This window comes from Armatimonadota bacterium, assembly GCA_013359125.1.
Classification (GTDB): domain Bacteria; phylum Armatimonadota; class Fimbriimonadia; order Fimbriimonadales; family GBS-DC; genus JABWCR01.
Window position 1 is genome coordinate 1 of sequence record JABWCR010000010.1, and the last position, 18,871, is coordinate 18,871.

General features: G+C 59.5%; 17 protein-coding genes. 2 read left to right on the top strand and 15 right to left on the bottom strand.

Annotated features, from left to right (window positions below; translation table 11 throughout):
• Window positions 1-1,020 (top strand): hypothetical protein (locus HUU60_06135; GenBank protein NUL82286.1); only part of this gene is annotated, 1,020 nt, incomplete at its 5' end.
• 163 nt (window positions 1,021-1,183) lie between these two features.
• Here the strand turns inward: HUU60_06135 and HUU60_06140 are convergent.
• The 15 genes from HUU60_06140 to HUU60_06210 form a co-directional block, all read right to left on the bottom strand.
• Window positions 1,184-2,908, bottom strand: coding sequence for a hypothetical protein (locus HUU60_06140; GenBank protein NUL82287.1), 1,725 nt, complete (start codon window positions 2,906-2,908; stop codon window positions 1,184-1,186).
• Window positions 2,909-2,972: 64 nt separating this feature from the next.
• On the bottom strand, window positions 2,973-4,355 hold the full coding sequence (locus tag HUU60_06145; GenBank protein ID NUL82288.1) for a hypothetical protein: 1,383 nt from the start codon (window positions 4,353-4,355) through the stop codon (window positions 2,973-2,975).
• Complete coding sequence (locus HUU60_06150) at window positions 4,352-6,241, bottom strand: polysaccharide biosynthesis protein (GenBank protein ID NUL82289.1); 1,890 nt, start codon at window positions 6,239-6,241, stop codon at window positions 4,352-4,354. Before HUU60_06150 ends, HUU60_06145 begins: the two co-directional genes overlap by 4 nt.
• Before the next feature lie 48 nt (window positions 6,242-6,289).
• A complete protein-coding gene (locus HUU60_06155; protein ID NUL82290.1) occupies window positions 6,290-7,546 on the bottom strand; it encodes an AI-2E family transporter in 1,257 nt (418 codons plus the stop codon).
• Between the two features lie 9 nt (window positions 7,547-7,555).
• Complete coding sequence (locus HUU60_06160) at window positions 7,556-7,819, bottom strand: YtxH domain-containing protein (protein ID NUL82291.1); 264 nt, start codon at window positions 7,817-7,819, stop codon at window positions 7,556-7,558.
• Window positions 7,806-8,273, bottom strand: a complete 468-nt coding sequence (locus tag HUU60_06165; GenBank protein NUL82292.1) for a DUF948 domain-containing protein — start codon at window positions 8,271-8,273, stop codon at window positions 7,806-7,808. Before HUU60_06165 ends, HUU60_06160 begins: the two co-directional genes overlap by 14 nt.
• Entirely contained in the window at window positions 8,270-9,373 is a 1,104-nt protein-coding gene (mnmA, locus tag HUU60_06170) for a tRNA 2-thiouridine(34) synthase MnmA (protein NUL82293.1), read from the bottom strand. Before mnmA ends, HUU60_06165 begins: the two co-directional genes overlap by 4 nt.
• 595 nt (window positions 9,374-9,968) lie before the next feature.
• Window positions 9,969-10,310: a VOC family protein gene (locus HUU60_06175; GenBank protein NUL82294.1), complete on the bottom strand. Its 342-nt coding sequence runs from the start codon at window positions 10,308-10,310 to the stop codon at window positions 9,969-9,971.
• The gene (locus HUU60_06180) at window positions 10,307-11,050 is read right to left on the bottom strand and encodes a 16S rRNA (uracil(1498)-N(3))-methyltransferase (GenBank protein ID NUL82295.1); all 744 of its coding nucleotides are present in this window, start codon (window positions 11,048-11,050) and stop codon (window positions 10,307-10,309) included. Before HUU60_06180 ends, HUU60_06175 begins: the two co-directional genes overlap by 4 nt.
• On the bottom strand, window positions 11,047-11,901 hold the full coding sequence (locus HUU60_06185; GenBank protein ID NUL82296.1) for a 50S ribosomal protein L11 methyltransferase: 855 nt from the start codon (window positions 11,899-11,901) through the stop codon (window positions 11,047-11,049). Before HUU60_06185 ends, HUU60_06180 begins: the two co-directional genes overlap by 4 nt.
• A gap of 113 nt (window positions 11,902-12,014) precedes the next feature.
• On the bottom strand, window positions 12,015-13,160 hold the full coding sequence (locus HUU60_06190) for an aminopeptidase (GenBank protein ID NUL82297.1): 1,146 nt from the start codon (window positions 13,158-13,160) through the stop codon (window positions 12,015-12,017).
• Window positions 13,157-13,894, bottom strand: coding sequence for a hypothetical protein (locus HUU60_06195; protein NUL82298.1), 738 nt, complete (start codon window positions 13,892-13,894; stop codon window positions 13,157-13,159). Before HUU60_06195 ends, HUU60_06190 begins: the two co-directional genes overlap by 4 nt.
• 119 nt (window positions 13,895-14,013) lie before the next feature.
• Window positions 14,014-15,186, bottom strand: a complete 1,173-nt coding sequence (locus HUU60_06200; protein NUL82299.1) for a hypothetical protein — start codon at window positions 15,184-15,186, stop codon at window positions 14,014-14,016.
• Window positions 15,183-15,893, bottom strand: coding sequence for a response regulator transcription factor (locus HUU60_06205; protein ID NUL82300.1), 711 nt, complete (start codon window positions 15,891-15,893; stop codon window positions 15,183-15,185). The genes HUU60_06200 and HUU60_06205 overlap by 4 nt, the downstream gene beginning before the upstream one ends.
• Window positions 15,894-15,902: 9 nt before the next feature.
• The gene (locus HUU60_06210; GenBank protein ID NUL82301.1) at window positions 15,903-17,027 is read right to left on the bottom strand and encodes a hypothetical protein; all 1,125 of its coding nucleotides are present in this window, start codon (window positions 17,025-17,027) and stop codon (window positions 15,903-15,905) included.
• Window positions 17,028-17,165: 138 nt separating this feature from the next.
• Between HUU60_06210 and HUU60_06215 the strand changes: the two genes are divergently transcribed.
• Window positions 17,166-18,830 (top strand): hypothetical protein, encoded by a 1,665-nt coding sequence (locus HUU60_06215; protein NUL82302.1) that lies wholly within the window; start codon window positions 17,166-17,168, stop codon window positions 18,828-18,830.
• The last annotated feature ends 41 nt before the right edge of the window (window positions 18,831-18,871 follow it).

The following is an 18,871-nucleotide window of genomic DNA, read 5'->3' on the forward strand; positions in this document are numbered from 1 at the left end:
TTCGTTCCCGGCGATGTCGTAACTTACGGAACGCTTTTGAGCACAACCGATCATCCTGTCGTTGCAGGCGATTATCTGGTATGGCTGGATGACATTCCTGGCAGCCGATTCGCGCGCGATTCTCGAATTCTCCTCGCTCGCATTGGGCCCGGTTGCGGCGTAACGATCGTTGCAACGCTTCCGACAAAGATCCCCGTTCGATTGAACTCGGCTCTGCTTTGGTCCGACCCTGCAGACATGCGAGGCCCAGACCGCTACTTCCCACTCATCACCCGATGGGATGCGCCCGATCCGGACGATTCTTTCGATGACGGCGGAGGCGGGATCCAATCAGGAAGGGTCGGCAAAAACGCTTCGTCGTTGATCGTCTATGGCAACTACGAAGAAGCCAACTCCGATGAGACGTTAGATGCCGCCAAAAGCGTCCTCAACAGCATGGGCGTGCCTTCGGGCAACCAGTCCCAGACCATCTTCTCGAGCGCGAGCACGCCAACGGGGGCTGCATTGCGGACGCGATTGTCCACTGACATTGCCGCAGCCGGAGGGATGGGACCAGGGCCAGAGTTTGTACTTGTCCTTTCGGCGCACGGCTTATCGGATGGCCCGGGCGGCGTCTGGTTCAACATTCACAACAGGTCGGCAGCGATCTCATGGCCCGAACTGCTTTGTCTTGTGTGCCAGGCGCTGAACGGCACCAACAAGAGGCGCATCTGGATAGTTGCCGGCAACTGCTATTCGGGCACAGCGATCAACGCGCTCAATTCGCTCAATTGCAACCAATGCCGAGGATTCACCATCGGGATCTCCACCGCTGCGCAGAAAGCCGAAGTTGCGCGCGCTACGGGTTGGAGCCTGACAAAAGACTTGGCATGGGATTTTGAGGACGAACTCTCGAAGCAACATAGCATCTTTGCGAACGGTACAGACTTCTATACGACCGCGCTGGACGCGACCTATGCCGCTGCCGGCGGGATGGACTCCAATCAGTTTCCTAGTTTTGGCTCGCGAAGCTTCCCATGATAAAAAACGCCCCTGCGGGGGCGGGCCGCAGGGGCGAGTGGCGGTGGCGCTGGAGGGCGCAGATAAAAGCGAATGTCTCCCCATTCTCTATCTGCCACACGGCCCAGCGCAATCCGTTGGCGCCTTTGACAGGAAGAGTTAGAAACCGGTAGAACGCCCGACGCTAAAACCGCTTGCCCAATTTTATGCTGCCGCCGTATTTGACGCTGTCCGTCATGACGTTCAAGTCGGGCGCGAACGCAGAGGCTTCTAACTGCAGATCCAATGTGCCGACGCGACGCACCAGTCCCAATTTGATGGCCGCCTGGCGCAACCAAGGATCCTCCACGATCGCGCGTTCGATCTCTGTATGGTCGTACCGAAGGCTAAAGAGCGTATGGGGATCGATCTTGCGCTGGGCGCCCAGCGAATAGGTGTTGGTCGTCAGGTCGGCAGAGATTGAACGAGTCTGACCATATCCAAGAGAGTATCGCCACGGCCCCAAACTGACCGCGGCTTCTTGGGCAAATCGTTCGGCGTCCATCAACCGTCCGTCCTTGTCTTCGGGACGTTCGGTAAAGGACGACTTTAACGACACGCCGCGCGTCGGGCTCCATGTGGCTTCTGCAGTGCGCGATGCGGCATTGTAGCCTTGATAGCCGTCGTACTCGCGCTGCCGCCAGACGAAGCCGACATTGGGCGCCGGGGAGAGCGCCGCGCTAAATCCGATCGCGCTGCCTTGGGTGTCCCGAGCCAGCAGTTCGCCGCCGATCTTCAACGCGGGGTCGATCTGTGCATTTGCCTTGGCGGCCGCCTCGCGCACCAGCAATTCGCCCTTGCTGGTCTCGGTCAGGCTCAAGTCTGCGCCGCCCCGCTTGCCGTTGGCCGATAGCCCAACGCTGGTAGCGGCATGTTCCAATTCGCCGACCCGACCAAAGGTGTGCGAAATGCGAGCTGCGCCCCGGCCGTTGGAAGCCGTGGCAGAAACGGTGTCTTCCTGACTGGTCAGTTCTTCGCCGGTGCGGTTTTCGGCGCGTTCGTACCTAACCTTCACGATCTCCGTCGCATTGGCCTCAACCATGTAGCGGTCGAAGATTCTGGGCTCTTGGCCGGTCTGGTCGCTGATCGACCGTTCCGCCGAGAATCGCGAGCCGGCCGTTCTGTAGGCCATCGAGAGGTTCCAAACGTCCTTCACCGTCGCGTTGGCGTCCAGTCCGCTAATGCCCGCATAAGACGCGCGCGCCGTCAGCCGATCGTTGGCGTCCCAAACGAAGTTGGCCTTCAGGTGTTGCTTGCCCGCCTCGCCGCCTTCGCCTTTCGCGTTCTGAAACTCCTTCTCTGCTCGGACCAAGCTGGCGCTAGCGCGAACGCGACCTTCCGACCAGTCGCCCTTGGCCTTGATCAAGCTGGGCGCCGCCGAAGAGGGATTCTCCATCAGGTAGGCCGCTTCGCCCGAAGAGCCATCGCCTTTGTACCGCGCAAAAAAACCCACCGTTGCGCTACCGCCCGCCGCGCCTTGAGCAAAGTTGCCTTGCAAACCAAACTCAGCGCCCGAATAGCGATACAATCCCAAACTCACGGGCAACTCGGAGCGCTTTGCGCTTTTTCGGGATCGGGGAGAGGTCTGATAAACGGCTCGAAACTGCTGCGCCCGACCGATCGCCTGCCGAAACGCGACGCGCCCCGCTTCGTAATCAACGTCGTACTCTTTGCCTCGGGCGAGCCAACGCCCGTCGACAAAGATCGATTCGCTCTTCTCGACGATGTTCTCGAACGACAAATAGTACGGCCCTCGCGAACCGTTGCCGGCAATATTCTCGGACTGTAGGGGTTGGGCAAAAAGCGCCGCGAGCATCAACGTTAGCCCGCCAGCGACGAAGCCTGTGCGAAGCAAAGCAAGAGTCATCATCCTGAGCCTCTTGGCAGAATCCGTTCTGCCACTAATCATTATACGCCCCAATCGACCGAAAGTTTCAGTATCGATACTCGATGTCTAGCTGAACGCCGTCCCGTTTGACCGGTTGGCCGTTGGCGCGAGTCTCGTTCCACGCCAAATAGCGCAAACTGATCAGCAGTCCGTCCGAAGCTACAAAGCCCGTTTCGATGTTCCACCTCGTGCCAATGACGACCGGGGTTGACGAATTCGTCTGTGCGGTCGAGAAAGCCTGAATCGAGGCTCTATACGGCCCCTTGCTCCAATTCGCCCTCGCAAGCACGCCGTTGCGGTTTGCGCCGATCATATGCCCCATCGGCAAACCCTCTCGAAAGTAGGCATACTCGGACCGATGCCCGGCCGTACCGTAGAATCCTCCGTTGGACGTGCCATCCGTAAAGACGCCTTCGACCGTGATCCTAGTATTAGGAAGCAAGTCTCGCGTGCGAACTCCCAACACGGCGCCCATCTTCCGAGGCGTATGCCCTCTTTGTCTTCTCAAAAAGTCGGGCGCCTGAACGTCGTCCGCAGCCAGATAGAGATAAGCAAGACTGTCCGTTCCATAACGATAATGCATCCCGATCTGGGCAAAGTAGTTGATCCAGCCCGAATCGACCATCTGGTCGCTCATCCAATATTGATAGAGGTAGTAAGGCAGGATTTGACTCAAGAAACCGTTTGGAAGTTCAAGCGCCTTGGCTGTTTCAGTTAGAGAAATTTGCCAACGCGAACTGAGGTCTCGGGTTAACCTGCGCCCCATCCAATAGTGCCGCTCGCCGCCTTCGCGATAGGTAGAGAAAAACTGATCCAACTCCCATCGACCGATCAGGGGAATGTAGACCGGCAATCCGAATCTCGCATATTCGACCGGCGGCGCGCCATCCCCAACGACCAGCCCCCCGCTGAACCCCGCGTCCCATCGCAAGAAGCCACGACCCGCCTCATACTCCAGATCGCCGTTCCGTCCGATCAGCCTCGCTGTCTCCAGCGTATCGAACGCTTTCGAACTGCTTGGCTCCAGCCGCCGCTTGTCCGAGATTCCAACCTCGATCAGATGGTTATCGGCTACCGTGCCGAACAGTGTTGCGCGATAGCTTCCGTTGGCCGTCTCAAAGTCGGTTTCCGCCGATGCGCCCCTCGCCATGACGGCGATCGTCGCGCCGAACAGGCCTTCTGGCAGAGTATTGTCCAATCCCAATCGCCAGCGGGCGACTTTGAAAGCCGATCCATGATCAGGATTCGCGCGAACCCGAGACAATGGCCGACGCATCTCTGATTCGGTCAGCGGAGTCTGCCTCAGCGCCTGCGGGGTTCGGACGGCCGAGGCAAAGTAGTCGTAAAGCGGATCGCCTTGAGGCACTTGATCGATGTACTGCGCCCAACCGATCGAGGTCGCCGCAAACAGGGCGACCAAGGCCCTCATACGGGCCGATTGGCCTGAATCACCCGCTTGCCCCAGGCCAGTTCCATTAAAAACTCGCGAGCGCGGTCCGTTTGATCTGCGTCGCACAGATTGACCAGCGTGTCGATCTCGCCTCGCAGAAGTTCCAAATCGATCGGCGCGTTGTTCAGCGTCATGTTGATCTTTGGGTAGCTGGTCTTGATCACATGCTCGCGGGAATCGTATAGTTCCTCGTGCATCTTTTCGCCCGGTCGGACGCCCGTAAACTCCAATTTGACGTCCTCGTCCGGCACCAGCCCGTGCATTCGGATCAGATCGACCGCCAGATCGTAGATTTTGACCGGCTCGCCCATGTCGAGCGTAAAAATCTCGCCGTTTTTGCCCAGAGCGCTGGCTTGGATGATCAGCTGCACCGCTTCTGGGATGGTCATAAAGAATCGGGTCATGTCTTTGTGAGTGATTCTCACTGGGCCGCCCCGAGCGATCTGCGCCTTCATCGTTGGGATCACGCTTCCGCGACTGCCTAGCACGTTGCCAAAGCGCACAATGGCAAACTCCGTCTCGTCCATGCCGGCCAACGCGGCAATGATCATCTCGCCCACGCGCTTGGTGGCGCCCATCATGCTAGAAGGGTTGACCGCTTTGTCCGTCGAGACGTAGATAAACTTGCGGACGCCATAGCGGATGGCCAGTTCTGCCGTTACAGAGGTGCCCTGGATGTTATTCTTAATCGCCTCGGACGGGTTGCTTTCCATCAGCGGCACATGTTTGTGCGCCGCCGCGTGAAAGATGACGGTCGGTCGTTCGCGCCGAAACACCTGCTCCATCCGTGTGGCGTCTTTCACATCGGCCACCACCACGGTCGGCCGGAACCCAACCGTCGCGATCAGTTCTTGCTCAATTTCGTAAAGGCTGTTTTCGCCCTTTCCTAACAAGATCAGCGTAGCAGGCGACATCTCCACAATCTGCCGCGCCAATTCGCTGCCGATCGAACCGCCGCCGCCCGTAATCAGCACCCGTTCGCCGCTGATCTGCGACTTGACCTCGCTCCAGTTCAGCGTTACGGGCTCGCGATTGAGAAGGTCTTCGATCTGAACCTCTCTAAACTGATCAAGATGCGCCGCGCCCTGAATAATGGACGGTATGGCCGGCAAAAGCCTCACACGGGCGCCGGTGTGCCGACATATCTCGAAGATTCGCCGAATCTCAGCGCCCTTGGCCGAAGGAATCGCGATCAAAATCTCTTCGATGCCCTTCTCCCGCACCAGTCGAGCCAAATCGTCCGTCCGACCGATGACCGGACAACCGCGGATCGACGCGCTCTGTTTGGCCGGGTCGTCGTCCACCAAACCAACGACGTGATGTTGAGGCATGGGCGACTTCGAAATCTCGCGCAGGATCATGTCGCCCGCATCGCCCGCGCCCACTACGATAGTCCTGCGGATGGGTCGGCCATCGCCGGATTGAGAGGTTCTCCAGGCGTACATTCGCTGACCGACGCGACGCCCGATCAACAGGGCTGCGCACAATAGGCTGAAAAGGACAGGGATTGCGGGCTTAAAGTCTCGCCCGGCGCCCGGCGCCGATTCCATAAACAGCAACAAGAGACCCAATCCCAAGGAGATGTAGGCCAGTTTCAGGCAGTCGGGCAGTCCAAGGTATCGAGGCTCGACGCGATAGACGCCAGACTTGGCGAAAGCGATGATCGATAAGAGCGTGAGGCCTGCGCAATAAAAGGAGATACGGGTCCAAACCGCGCTGGGGATCTCGAACTGATAGACCAGTTCGAAAGCGAGCAGTACGCTGAAATTAACCAGAAAACTATCTGCGGCGACGCCGCCTAGCGTCTGCTTCCATCGACTCCCGTTGACGGTTTTTTCTGCCTGATCAGGCATTGTGCCGCTCAAATCGCTCCCTCCGTAGAACAGCTAAGCCAAAGACGCCCAACTGCGACTTTAAGTTTCTTTGGGCGACGTTAAGGATACCCCAACCTCTGTGGCGGGCTCAGCGACGGTCTCTCCATCCGTCTCGCACGGCTCGGACGTTGCGTCTCCAAGGAAATCCGCCTGACCATAGAAGTAGTAAAGCAGCTTCTCGACGATGATCTTGGCGGTCGTCGCAACCGGTACGGCCAGCAACATGCCCCAGATGCCGAACACTTGCGCGCCGACCAATATCGCAAACAGGCTCGCTAACGGTCGAAGCCCGACCGCGTTGCCCAATACTCGGGGGGTAATGATCATGTCGAAAAAAACATTCATCGAAACGCCGCTCAGAATCACGACCAGCGCATGGATCATGGGCGGCGCGTCGTAGACGAAATAGGCCGGGTGAGCTGCGCCAAACGCAATGGTCAGCCCGCCGCTGATGAGCGCCGTGGAGAGCGCCCCGATATAAGGTACTGGATAGAGCAAACCGGCCAACACGCCGACCAATAGGGGGCTGGGCACGCCGGCAAAAAAATAGACGAACGACGAGACTATGCCATAAAACACGGCAAGGGTCATCAGCCCGCGAACGTAGCGCAAGAACACGCCCCCGATCTGATCCAGCAGCGCCTTGACCGCCGGACGCTGGGGCGGAGGGATCAAGAACAGAAAAGCGCCGTGCAGGCTGTCCATCTCTAACATCAGAAAATAGACGATGATCGGAATGAGAATCAGCCAGAGCAGCGTCGATGCCGCGCCGAGAATGGCGTTGACCACCTTCTTGAACAGGGCTCCCGCTTGCTTAGCCGCCTGTTCGCTCACAGGGGCGACCACCCGACTCTTGACTTCGTCCGCCAACTGGTTGGCGTCCGAAGGAAGATCGAACTGCGATAGCCAGGTGGAGGAGCGATCCAACAGCCCTTGGTTGGCCACCAAAATGCTGCGCGCCTGCTCCTCGAACTGCTTGCTGAATCGTTCGATCGTGTTCGGCTCGGCGCCATTGTCCGAGCTGAACGCCTTGACGATGCTCTGGGCTTGCGAATAGAAGAACGGGCCGACGCCTATTCCAATGGCAAGCGTAAGGAAGATGAAAGCCAGAAAGATGTTGAGAACGGCGCGACTGCGAGGCAGATTGTGGCGGCGCTGCAGCGCTTCGACCGTCGGGTTAAGCAGTAAGGCGATCGCGCCGCCGATGATAAACGGCGTCAAGGCGGCGCGAATGACATAGATAAAGTAGATCGTGGCGGCTACGACGGCCGCCCATCCGATCACTCTCCAGGCCATGCTGCGGCTTTACGAGGCCTCTTCGGACGTCTCTTCGCCGCGGCCCAATCGACCGCGGACAGACCGCACGGCATCCTCGCCGCGAGCCTTGACCTGGTGGCTCAGTTCCTTCACCTTGTCGGCCAGTTCGCCATACTTGTCCGCAATATCGTGTCGAAGCTCCGAGCCCGGCTTAGGCGCAAACAGCAACCCGAGCGTGGCGCCGATCAGCGTCCCCAGGCCGATGCCTGCCAGCAAATAGAGAATCCCGCTTCTTTCGTCATTGTCGTTCATTGTCTTCTTCCTCCATCGTGGTGTTCTCGCTCTTGACGAACGCGCCGTTCGACCGGCTCCTTTGGACTTTGGTCAGCGCGCCCTTTGCCGCTCCGGTCAATGCCCGCCCGCCTAATCTTAAAATAGCCCCCAATGCTCCGCCTGCTATTTTCGCCGCTCGGTCGGGCAACCCTCTAATCGTGCCGGCAATATTGTCCACCGTCTCCACCTTGTTGCGAATGTTGTCCGAGAGCGCATGAACGTTGGCCAGCGTGTCGGCGGCCTCTCTCAATGCTCTCTGCGTCTCTTGCAGCGCGGGCACCGTCTCGTCCAAAACCCGATCGATCTTGACATTGACCTCCTGTATGGCGGCCTGCGCCTTCTTTAGTTGAAGAACGGCAACAATCACCGCCCATACAAACGCCAATAGAGTAACCGAATGCAATACGATCAGCGTCAGCAACAAGCCGTTCATGCCGCTCTCCTCGCAATCACGCCTCCGCCCAAGACAGTCTGGCCTCGATAGAAGACCGCGATCTGTCCCGGCGCAATAGCGCGAACCGGACGACGAAACTGCACGTTGGCACAGTCTGACTGCAACCCGGGAACGACGATAGCGGGCGCCTCTGGCATGTTATATCGAATCTTTGCCTCGACGGCTATGGGTTCCTGCAAAGTATCCACGCTGCTCCATGTAACATTCTCGGCTGTCAACTCCCGCTCGTAGAGTTCGCTCTCAGCCCCGACCACAATCTCGTTCGTCTCGGGAGCGACCTTCAGCACGTAAAGCGGCGATCCGTTCACATTGAGATGAATGCGCCGCCGCTGGCCGACCGTATAGTTCGCAAAGCCCTCGTGACGGCCCAACCGCTTGCCGCTGGAATCGACGATGGCGCCCTCTTCGAACGCCTCGGGCGCCCGCTGACGCAAAAAGTTGTGATAGCCGCCGTTCTCGGCCACAAAGCAAATCTCCTGACTGTCCGGCTTGTTGGCCACCCACAGCCCTAGCTCGGTCGCCAACTGTCGCGTCTCGGCCTTATCGCGCATCCGGCCCAAAGGAAAGAGCGTGCGAGAAAGCTGATGCTGATCCAGCATGTAAAGCACGTAGGACTGATCCTTGGCCTTGTTCGCAGCTCTCAGCAGGTTCCAGCGGCCCGTCCTCGGGTTGCGCCGCGTTCGCGCATAATGTCCCGTGGCGACATAATCGCAACCCAGTTCGTCGGCCTTGCGCAACAGCGCGTCGAACTTGATAAAGCGATTGCACTGCACGCACGGATTGGGCGTGCGGCCGGCCAGATACTCGTCCACAAAGTCTTGAATGACCGTCTCGGCAAAGAGTTTTCGGAAGTTGAGCACATAGTGCGGGATACCGAGGCGACGGGCTACGCGGCGCGCATCCTCCACCGCGCCGAGCGAGCAGCAGCCGCTGTGCCGAGGGTCGGCTACCGTCTCCTGCCAAATCTGCATGGTGACACCGACGGCGTCGTAGCCCTGGCGCAACAAGAGGGCGGCGGCTACAGAACTATCGACCCCGCCGCTCATTGCCACCAGAACCGTCCCCCGCTTCTTGCTCATGAGCGCGTAGATTCTACCCGGTGAGGCCTATTGGAACGCCTTTGGCAGGGGTTCCAATAGACCTGCTCTTAAACTCAATCCCTCCTCGTTTTGTAGATACCGTCTCACTAGCTATTGTCCGTATTACGCCCTCGTCCCATTTTAAGGATGCCGGGAGGCAGGCTGGTCAACCAGTCTGTCAATGTACCGCGAGCGTCCTCGCGAGCCCATGCCGTGGGAACGCCAGGCTTCCGCCTGGCAGAAGAAACGGGGCCGCCCGAGAGGGCGGCGTTCCAGCGGCGTTCCGGTCAGCGGCTCGCGAGGACGCTCGCCCTCCCGGCTTGATTTGTACTCAAAATTGTGCTACATTTTGAAAAAATCCCGTTCGTGAGGGACGATTTCGGCTCGCGGGGACGCTCGCCCTCCCGGGCGGCGGCTAGTAGGGCCAGGCAGGAGCCTGGCGTTCCAAAGGCGGGCGTTCCGGTCAGCGGCTCGCGGGGACGCTCGCCCTCCCGGGCGGCGGCTAGTAGGGCCAGGCAGGAGCCTGGCGTTCCAAAGGCGGGCGTTCCCCGTCGAACGGGAATCTGCGAAAATGTAGCACAAAATTAGGTACGAATCACGACCTAGGATTCACTATTTGCAACCAACGGCCGTCGGGGTCGCGAAAGAGCGGGCAACCCTCGTCGCCGTCGTAATCGACCGGCGAACAGCCCATCGCCACCAGCCGACTGATCGCTCCAGGCAGGTCGTCCGTATAGACCACGATCGCAGCGCCGGACGAAGCGTAAGCATCGGCTTGGGGCGCGGAACCTGGCCTGATCAGAAGTTCGGTCTCGCCCGATTTCAGCCAGACGATGTTCGGACCCTGCTCGTCGATGCGCTCAAAGCCGATCGCTTCGTAGAACCGGCTCGTCGCGCCCACATCCTTTGCAAACAGTTCGATATGTCCAAACCTCATCGCCTCGCCTCCATCATCATCCCCTCGACAGCACCGAGCACATAGAGCGCTGCGCTTTCCGTGCGCAATACGCGCGGACCGACCGAAACGGCTTCCGCGCCTAACGCTACTATCCGCGCGGTTTCCGCCTCGCCAAATCCGCCCTCCGGCCCGATGATCAGCGTCAAATCCTCGGTAAGCGATAGCCGGCCCAGCCGCTCGATGCTCTCGCCCTCGTGCAGCAACAGCCGCCGACCGTCCGCGTTTTCCAACGCCGTCCCTATATCCCCCATATACTCCACGCTCGGGTAGCGCGCCCGAAAGGAAAGCTCGGCTTGCTCTCGCGCTATGGCCTGCCACCGACGCAATCGTTCGGCGCCCTTCCGCTGGTCCCATCGCACCACCGAGCGCTCCGTCGGAACAAAGACGATCCGCATCGCTCCGGCCTGCGCGCAGCCCTGTATCGCCAACTCGGCCTTCTCGCGACTGATGAGCGACTGTAGCACCGTAACTCGATACGGCAGCTCGGTCGCAGGCCAATGATCCTCCTCGATCACCCCCGACGCCTCGCCATTCGACGCACGTTCTAGCGCAACCACCAGCAATCGACCGTCGTTGGGCAGCGCCGAAACGCGATCCCCCGGCTTCAATCGCAACACCCGCACTATCTGGTGCGCGATGTCGGGCGGGAACTGAACCTTGCCGCCCTGTATGCTCTCCAAAGACACGAAAAAGCGAGGATAAGCACGAATGGAGGTCACTTCGAGAAAACTCCCGCCGTCCATGTGCGCCTCTTTCGCCTCTCTACCAACCGCAAACCGTTAGAAGCCAGCGCATTCTCCACCGACCGCCAGTTGCGACCGCTGATTCCTGAGGCGATATAGAGGCCGCCCGGCGCTAAATGCTCTGCAACCCGGCCCGCAGTGCGCAGATGAAAGAGCGTAATGATATTGCAAACGATCAGATCGAACTGGCCGGAAACCGCCGCCCACCCATCGCCCTCGATGACCTCCACTCGCTCCGAGACGCCGTTCTGCGCGCAATTCTGTCGGGCGATCTCCACCGCTATGGGGTCGTCATCGACGCCCAAGACCTGCCCGGCGCCCAGCTTGGCCGCAGCGAGAGCCAAAATGCCCGTGCCCGTGCCCAGGTCCAACACGCTCATCCCAGGCCGAACATGCGCGCTCAACAGCTCCAAGCAAAGCGATGTGGTGGGATGCCCGCCGGTACCGAACGCCATGCCCGGCTCGATCACGATCAGAATCTCTTCAGCCCCAGGCCGAAGGCGGCTCCAAGGCGGTTGAACTCGAATCCGGCCAAACCTGCGGCTGCGGAAGAAGCGCTTCCACGCTCTCTCCCAACCGTCCGCACCGATCTGATCGATAACAGCCGTACCGACCAGCGGCAGGCCTAACTCAGGAAACTCCTTGAACCTCTGTACAGCAGCAAGCGCCGATTCCCGTGCAATCAATGGGTAATAACCGACCACTTGGCCGGCACTGGAAAGAATCTCGCTACCGATCGCGCCGGTATCGGCCAGCACGCCCGCAATGGTTTCAAAGAGCGCATCGGGCGCTTCTACAGTCAGCCTCAGCCAAGCCGCATTTGCCACGGTGCGATTCTACCGCTACGAGGCTTCAACGTCGGTTCAGCATCGGTGCAGGGTCGGCGCCGCGTCGGTCGCGACCGATGCGGAAGCGACGTCCATTGGACGGCGAACCGGGGCTAACGGCCTAATTGATCGGGATTCAAACCCAAGAGATCGTCTGCTGCAAAGAGACCATCCTTGCGCACCAGTTGGCCGTCGAACCAGACCTCGCCGCCGCCGTAGTCGGGGCGCTGGATGCAGACCAAATCCCAATGCACGCCGGAGACGTTGCCGTTATCCGCCGCGGCGTAGGCTTGCCCGGGCGTCATGTGGAACGATCCGGCGATCTTCTCGTCAAAGAGCGTGTCGTTCATCGGATGGAGGATATGCGGGTTGAAACCCAGCGACCATTCGCCAATGTAGCGGGCGCCCTCGTCGGTGTCCAGTATCTGGTTCAGTTTTCTGGGGTTTCCGGCGCCGGGCCGGTCGCCGTCGTCCGCACAGGCCGCCTCGACGATCTTGCCTCGACTGAACTTAAAGGAGACGTTCCGATAAAGATTGCCCTCGTAGACCGAGCCGACGTTGTAGGTCAGCGTGCCCTCGACCGAATCGCGCACGGGGCAACTGTAGCATTCGCCGTCCGGCACATTGCGCAGGCCGACGCACGGCACGACACCGATATCCTTTATCGAGAAGGTCAGGTCCGTGCCCGGGCCGACCAGACGGACCTGGTCCGTTCGCATCATGCGATCGACCAGCGGCTGAACGGCGCGCTCCATTTTGGCGTAGTCCAGCGTGCAGACGCGAAAGTAGAAGTCTTCGAAGCCTTCTGTGCTCATGCCGGCCGATTGCGCCATGCCGGGGCTTGGCCACCGCAGGGCGACCCACTTAGTGTTGGGCACCCGGACTTCTTGGTGCACGGGCGTCCAGTATCGTCGGCGCATCAGTTGGTTTTTGTCGGAAGGCACGTCGGACATTTCGGCAAAGTTTCCGCCGCCGCGCACGCCGATGTAGGCTTGCATCTGCTCCATCCGCGCTCGATCCAGTTGGCCGATAAGGGTCATCTGCTCGTCGGTCGCGGTTTGATAGAGCGCGCGCAGGACGGCGACGGAGCGGGTCTCCACCAAGGGCAGCCCGCCGTGCTTTGCGATGGTGCGAATTAGGAGCGCGACGAAGTCGGGCGGCGCATCGAACGCTTCGATAAGGACTTTCTCGCCCGGTTGGACGCGCACGGAATGGGTTGCCAGCATCTCGGCCAGCGCTACCCATCGAGGATCGGTCACAGGATCTCTTCGGACGCCAGTTGGGTCAGCGAGGCGAAGCGGGCGCCCTTTTGCCGCAGCATTCCGACGGCCTCTCGCATGGCTTCGACGCAATCGCCATAGTCGCGGGCGGCCAGGCAGATCAGGGAGCTGCCCGCATCGAGGTGGTGCTCGACGATGGGGCGGACATGGTCCCAGCCCTCGTCTAGATAGGCCATTTTGCCCTGGTGCGTGGCTATGGGCGCTTCTAGAATCTTGGCGCTTCCCGCCTGCTTGGCGTCGTCATAACTGGGGTGGTAGGGTTTGTCCGGCGCGCCGTCCCAGTCCACGAACATTCGGTATTCGGCCGACGGCGCGACGCTCGAATCGACCAAGATGCCGATGTCTTCCAGATAGCGAAGGTCGGGCGGGATGAGCGCGAAGCCGCTGGCGCGGAACGCAGTCGGTTTGACATGGCACTGTTTCAAAACGTCCTTGCCCATTTGGATCAGGTGCGCGCGCTCCTTGGGGTCTTCGACATACCGCCCCTCGCCGTTCTTGAAGCCCAAGTGCAGTCCGAATTCGTGCCAAGAGGGGATGCGGTGGAGATATTCCTGATGGTAAAGGAGCATGTTGCTCATGGGGTCTTGTCCGGAAACGTGGATCAGCCAGGTCAGGGGGATTGTAAACTCTTCGGAGACTTTGACGAAATCCTTGGTGAAACATCGATTGTGCGAGGCGGCCTCGCAATCGACCGTTATGCTAACGACCGGCATAGCGAATCACTCTCCTCTGTGTAGGGTTGGGCGCCCGTTTCGAGCGCTGTCTGAATGCCCATTGGTTGGTGTGAATGGGATATTCGACGCGCCGCGCTGCAATTCCTGCAAGCGATTCTCTAGGCGCTGGTCGGGATGCTGATTCTAAACCGGCTGCCTTTGTGCAATTCCGACTCGACGGTGGCCGACCCGCCGTGCGCTTCGACTATGTGCTTGACGATAGAGAGTCCCAATCCGGTGCCGCCCGAATCTCTCGATCTAGCTTTGTCGGCGCGATAAAAACGCTCAAAAATACGGGGCAGGTCGGCAGAGAGAATGCCAATGCCGTCGTCCTCGACCTCCAGCCACGTTTGGCCGTCTTGTTCTCCGCCTCTTACAATGATGCTGCCGCCTGCCTTGTTGTATTTGATGGCGTTCTCTATCAGGTTGATCACCACTTGGGTCATCTGGTCGGGATTGGCGCTGACTGGGAGTTTCGGCGGCAGTTCGTCGATTATTGCGATACGGTCTTGTTCGGCTTCGCGCCGCTTTCGCTCGATGATCGCTCGTGCGATCTCGGTCAAGTCCATCGGTTCCTTGCGCGGCGGTTGCAGCTCGGCCTGAGACAGGGTCAGCACGTCGTCGGCGATGCGGGTCAGGCGTTCGGTCTCATCGACGATGAGGCTGAGGAATCGTTTACGATCTTTGACCGGCATATCGGGCTCGTCTTGCACGGTCTCGGCCAATGCGCGGACCGCGGCGAGGGGCGAGCGGAGTTCGTGAGAAACGTTGGCGACAAAGTCTCGACGGACTTGCTCCAACCGGCGCTGTTCGGTCTGATCGATCAGCATGACGGCGTAGGCGCTTTTCTCGCCTTGAAACGGAGGAAAAGGCCAGACAGACGCATAGAGGCGGCCTTCGGCCGGATAGTTGAGTTGGATAAGGCCGTTGACCTGCGCCGAGCGGTGGATGCAGCGTTGCAGCAAATGGCTCAAATCGGCAGAGAAGGTGAGCGCGACCAGCGAGCGTCCGTCGGGCGCGACAAACTGAAAGAACTGTTTAGCGGCTTCGTTGGCCATTTCGACCGTTCCGTCTTCTTTGCAGACGAAGATGGGGATTTCTAGCCCTTCGATGAGGGCGCGCCATTGACGGGCTTGAGATTCGAGCGCTCGATTGGAATCGTCGATCTGGGATCGGAGGTCTTGGATGGCGCGCTCTCTTCTTTGGCGGCGGCCTCTTTCCAGACTCCACAAGAATACAAAGATCGCACAGCCGAGGAGACCCCCGATGGCGGCCGCCCAAAGCGCGATCATGCTCCGGGACTAAATCGGTAGCCGCTGCCTCGCACGGTCTGAAGCCAGGTTGGTTGGGCTGGATTAGGCTCGACCTTAGCCCGCAACCATCGAATGTGCACGTCTACCGTGCGCGGCGTGATGTAGCTATTGAGGCCCCAAACACGATCCAGGAGCTGGTCTCGCGTGAACGCCTTGCCCGGATGAGAGGCCAAAAGCGCAAGCAAAGCAAACTCTTTGGGCGTCATCTGAAGCGGCTCGCCGTTTTTGTAGACGACTTTTCCGGTCAGATCGATCTCCACATCGCCAAACGCCAAACGCTCTTGACGCTCTTGGGGCTGGCCGCGCCGCAAGAGGCCCCGGACCCTCAGCATCAGCTCCTTCATGTTGAACGGCTTGGTGACATAGTCGTCGGCGCCCAGTTCCAAACCCGCAACCCGGTCCAAGTCGGCCGTCTTGGCCGAGACGAAGATAATGGGCGCGTTGCTGGTTTCTCGGATGACGCGACAGACGTCGAGCCCGCTTCGGCCCGGAAGCATAACGTCCAACACGACCACATCCGCCGGATCGGCGTGAAACTTCCTCAGCGCGCTTTCGGCGTCTCGCGCCAGATCGACTTTATAGCCTTCGCGCGCGAGGTTGTATTGAAGCATCTCGGCCATGACCGAATCGTCCTCGACGACCAGCAACCGGGCGGTTCTCTCTTCTGTCGCGGTATCAGCAGTCATGGCTCAAGATTACTTCTCGACGATGATCTCGACGTTAGCGCGAGGAATGGTCACCCTCGATCCATCCTCCAGCTCGGCTTCTAGGACGCGCACTAAAGTGCCCGATTCGACCTTTACAAGGTCTGACGGCAGCGCGGTTACCCGGCCAATGGCGCCAAAATAGGGTTCTCGAATGGCTCGGATGCGACCGCCGATCTCCAAAGTTTGAGCGCCATCGGCGCGGGCTGCAAGGTTCTCCGGTCGATGTCCGGGGGCGATGATCTCAGGGCGTATGACGCCCGCCCGGATCTGAGTAGCGCCATTGATCGAAACGGCGCGGCCTTCCAGCGCTTTGAGCAGTTCGAAGGTCTGGTCGGCCATGCGCACGTTGCCAAAACCTTCGGTGGCAATCAGGCTCAGCGGAATGTCCTCTTGGCCGGTAATCGCCACGCCGATATCCCGGCCTAGATAGGCGATGAGATCGGAGTCTTTCAACCCTCCAACCACGATTCCTAGGGCGCCGTTGGTCGCAGCCTTACGAATCGCTTCGGCGGTTACGCCCGATCCGCCCACCAGCACTTTGCCTTCGCATTGGGCAGGAATGTCCTCGGCGTTGAGCGCTTGGTCGGGCGAACTCGCAATCATCATCAGCGTGCCTTGTCGCTCGCCACCCACGCCAAAGATGCCCTGGATCAGCGCGCCTTCGGTCTCGATAATCGCGCCTTCTTCTGGCAGCACTTCGACAACTTTGCCGCTAATGTAGGCGAGGACTTCGATAACGGTAGGAGGTTCTCGAACGCCGACATGGCCAAAGTCGCCTTGGATCAACTCGACCGTGCCTTTGATCGGGGAGCGGGCCTGACCTTTGAACAGACCCATAAAACCCTTGGATTCGGCGATCAGTTGGTCCTTCTCGACCTCGTCGCCGACTTTGACCTTGAGCACATTTGGCAGATCTTTGGCCTCGATGCCCAGCTGGTCGGCAACGCGCACCGTCTGCATAATGCCGGGCAACAAAGCGCGCGCAACGACCGTATGCGGCTCGACGGTGTCGCCTGCGTTGACCAAAGTCTCGCCCTTGATCGGTAATCTTCGAGTTTTCTTGATGACCGTATGCGCGCTCACGGTCAATCCAGGAGTATAAGCTGCGCCCAATCGAACCCCCAGCAAATATCGAGTTTTTCTAATTCTACCAGAAGACGAAGGAATCTGCGGCTAAGAGGGTGAATATGCTATCCGGAGCGCCGTTGCTCCGGCGGTCGCAAGGCCGCCATCTCTACTTGGAGGTTTAACATGAAGCGGTTGCTTTTGGCCGTATCGGCGCTCTTTGTTACCAGCGCCCTTTTCGCCCAACCGATTCCATCGGTTTTCCCACCTTCTAACGCAGGCCCGCCTAGCTGGATTCAGGGCGGCCTTTGGTCTCAGCCGTGGGACAATGTGTCCCAAGGAACCGTTGCTCAGGACTTTCCAGACTTTCCGACCTTCTCGACGTACGAGTTTAACGACATGCGCGTGCCTGGCCCAGGCTGGAATATCACGTCGGTTCGCGGCGTGGGCTTCAATTCTGCCAGCTCAAATCGGGGCCTGAACGAAGATGTTCGGCTTCTGATCTCCTCTAATGCCAACTTCGCCAACCCGGGCACGATCTATGCCTTGGTGAGCGGAAAGTCGGTGTTGGATGCGGGGTTAGACACCTTGATCTTCGACGAGTTCAGCCTAAGCCTGCCGCGCGGCGACTACTGGGCTTCGATGTGGGTGCGCCGACCCTTCGGAGGCGGAGGCGGCCAGTGGTTCTGGGCTCGAACGCTGCCTATTCGCCTAGGCGAGCATATCTTCCACAACCCGGGCGGCGGGTTCGGCTTTGGCACTGCGCCAGTTCCTGGAACCACTGTTTTCGGTACGGCGGCCGATCAGAACATCAATGTTGCCGGCACGTTGGGCGAACCGTCTGGCGATGTGAACGGCGACGGCATCGTGGACGATTCCGACCTGGCCATGGTGCTAGAGGCGTTTGGCAACGACTGCGACGGTTGCGCAGAGGATGTGAACGGCGATGGCATCGTCGATGACAGCGATCTGGCAACCGTGCTGACCGAGTTTGGCCAGGAGAAGATGAAGTGCGAGGTTTCGGCCTTCAACGTGCCGACCAATCGGTCAGGATGCGTTAACGAAGATGCCGGAGGCGGCCGCCGCAAAGCAGGCGAGCGCTTCAACATGAACGCCGACTTCACCGGCAAGTGCGAGTGCTGCGAGTACCGACAATACGTCAAGGGCTTCTTTAAGTTCAACGGCGTCAATCTGGTTCACCGCCTCTGCGGGGAGAATCTCGACGAAAACAACTACCGTGAAGACGGTTTCGAGCAAGGCACCGACTGTCACCGATACGGCTATCGCGCTGACGCTTGGGGCCAGGCCAGCAACGACATCTATCAGGCGCCCAATCGGGCGACCGGCTGCGAGTACCGCGGCTTCGACTTCCCGGGCATTACCGCCAATGCGGGCAATACCTATGAGGTCAATCTGAGCTTCCGCGGCGAGATCGTAGACGTGTGCAACGGGAACAAGGTTGTCCGCACGACCACATGGACCGTCAAGTGCTCCGGCACGCTGTCGGCCGAAGAGGAGCCCATCTCCCAGCGAACCATCGAAACGAGATTGGACGGTCGAGACGTTACCGTTCAACTCAAGTCGATGGACGACGGGCGACTGATCGCGGTCGTTTCCATTCCCAATGGCGACGGCTCGCTGCCGCTCTTCTCCAACGACATCGACCTTTCGATCGGCAATCTGAAACTGAACAGCAAGACCGAAGGCCGCCTGATCGAGACCCAGATCTTCGTCTCGAGCAGCAGCCACTCGATCTATGAGTTCTCGCTGCCCGCCAACATGCGCGGCAAGGCGATGAAGATGAACCTGTCCGTTCGAGGGGAAACCGTCGGAATGATCGTAACGCCGTAAAACTGAGCGACAGGCCCGGAGGCCGGAGGGAGTCCATAGCC

What these genes read in the sequence shown, in the direction of transcription:
- HUU60_06155 (NUL82290.1), bottom strand. Translation starts at nt 7,546, where the DNA reads ATGGCCTGGAGAGTGATCGGATGGGCGGCCGTCGTAGCCGCCACGATC.
- HUU60_06200 (NUL82299.1), bottom strand. Translation starts at nt 15,186, where the DNA reads ATGATCGCGCTTTGGGCGGCCGCCATCGGGGGTCTCCTCGGCTGTGCG.
- HUU60_06215 (NUL82302.1), top strand. Translation starts at nt 17,166, where the DNA reads ATGAAGCGGTTGCTTTTGGCCGTATCGGCGCTCTTTGTTACCAGCGCC.
- HUU60_06140 (NUL82287.1), bottom strand. Translation starts at nt 2,908, where the DNA reads ATGATGACTCTTGCTTTGCTTCGCACAGGCTTCGTCGCTGGCGGGCTA.
- HUU60_06145 (NUL82288.1), bottom strand. Translation starts at nt 4,355, where the DNA reads ATGAGGGCCTTGGTCGCCCTGTTTGCGGCGACCTCGATCGGTTGGGCG.
- HUU60_06205 (NUL82300.1), bottom strand. Translation starts at nt 15,893, where the DNA reads ATGACTGCTGATACCGCGACAGAAGAGAGAACCGCCCGGTTGCTGGTC.
- HUU60_06195 (NUL82298.1), bottom strand. Translation starts at nt 13,894, where the DNA reads ATGCCGGTCGTTAGCATAACGGTCGATTGCGAGGCCGCCTCGCACAAT.
- HUU60_06160 (NUL82291.1), bottom strand. Translation starts at nt 7,819, where the DNA reads ATGAACGACAATGACGAAAGAAGCGGGATTCTCTATTTGCTGGCAGGC.
- mnmA (NUL82293.1), bottom strand. Translation starts at nt 9,373, where the DNA reads ATGAGCAAGAAGCGGGGGACGGTTCTGGTGGCAATGAGCGGCGGGGTC.
- HUU60_06165 (NUL82292.1), bottom strand. Translation starts at nt 8,273, where the DNA reads ATGAACGGCTTGTTGCTGACGCTGATCGTATTGCATTCGGTTACTCTA.
- HUU60_06175 (NUL82294.1), bottom strand. Translation starts at nt 10,310, where the DNA reads ATGAGGTTTGGACATATCGAACTGTTTGCAAAGGATGTGGGCGCGACG.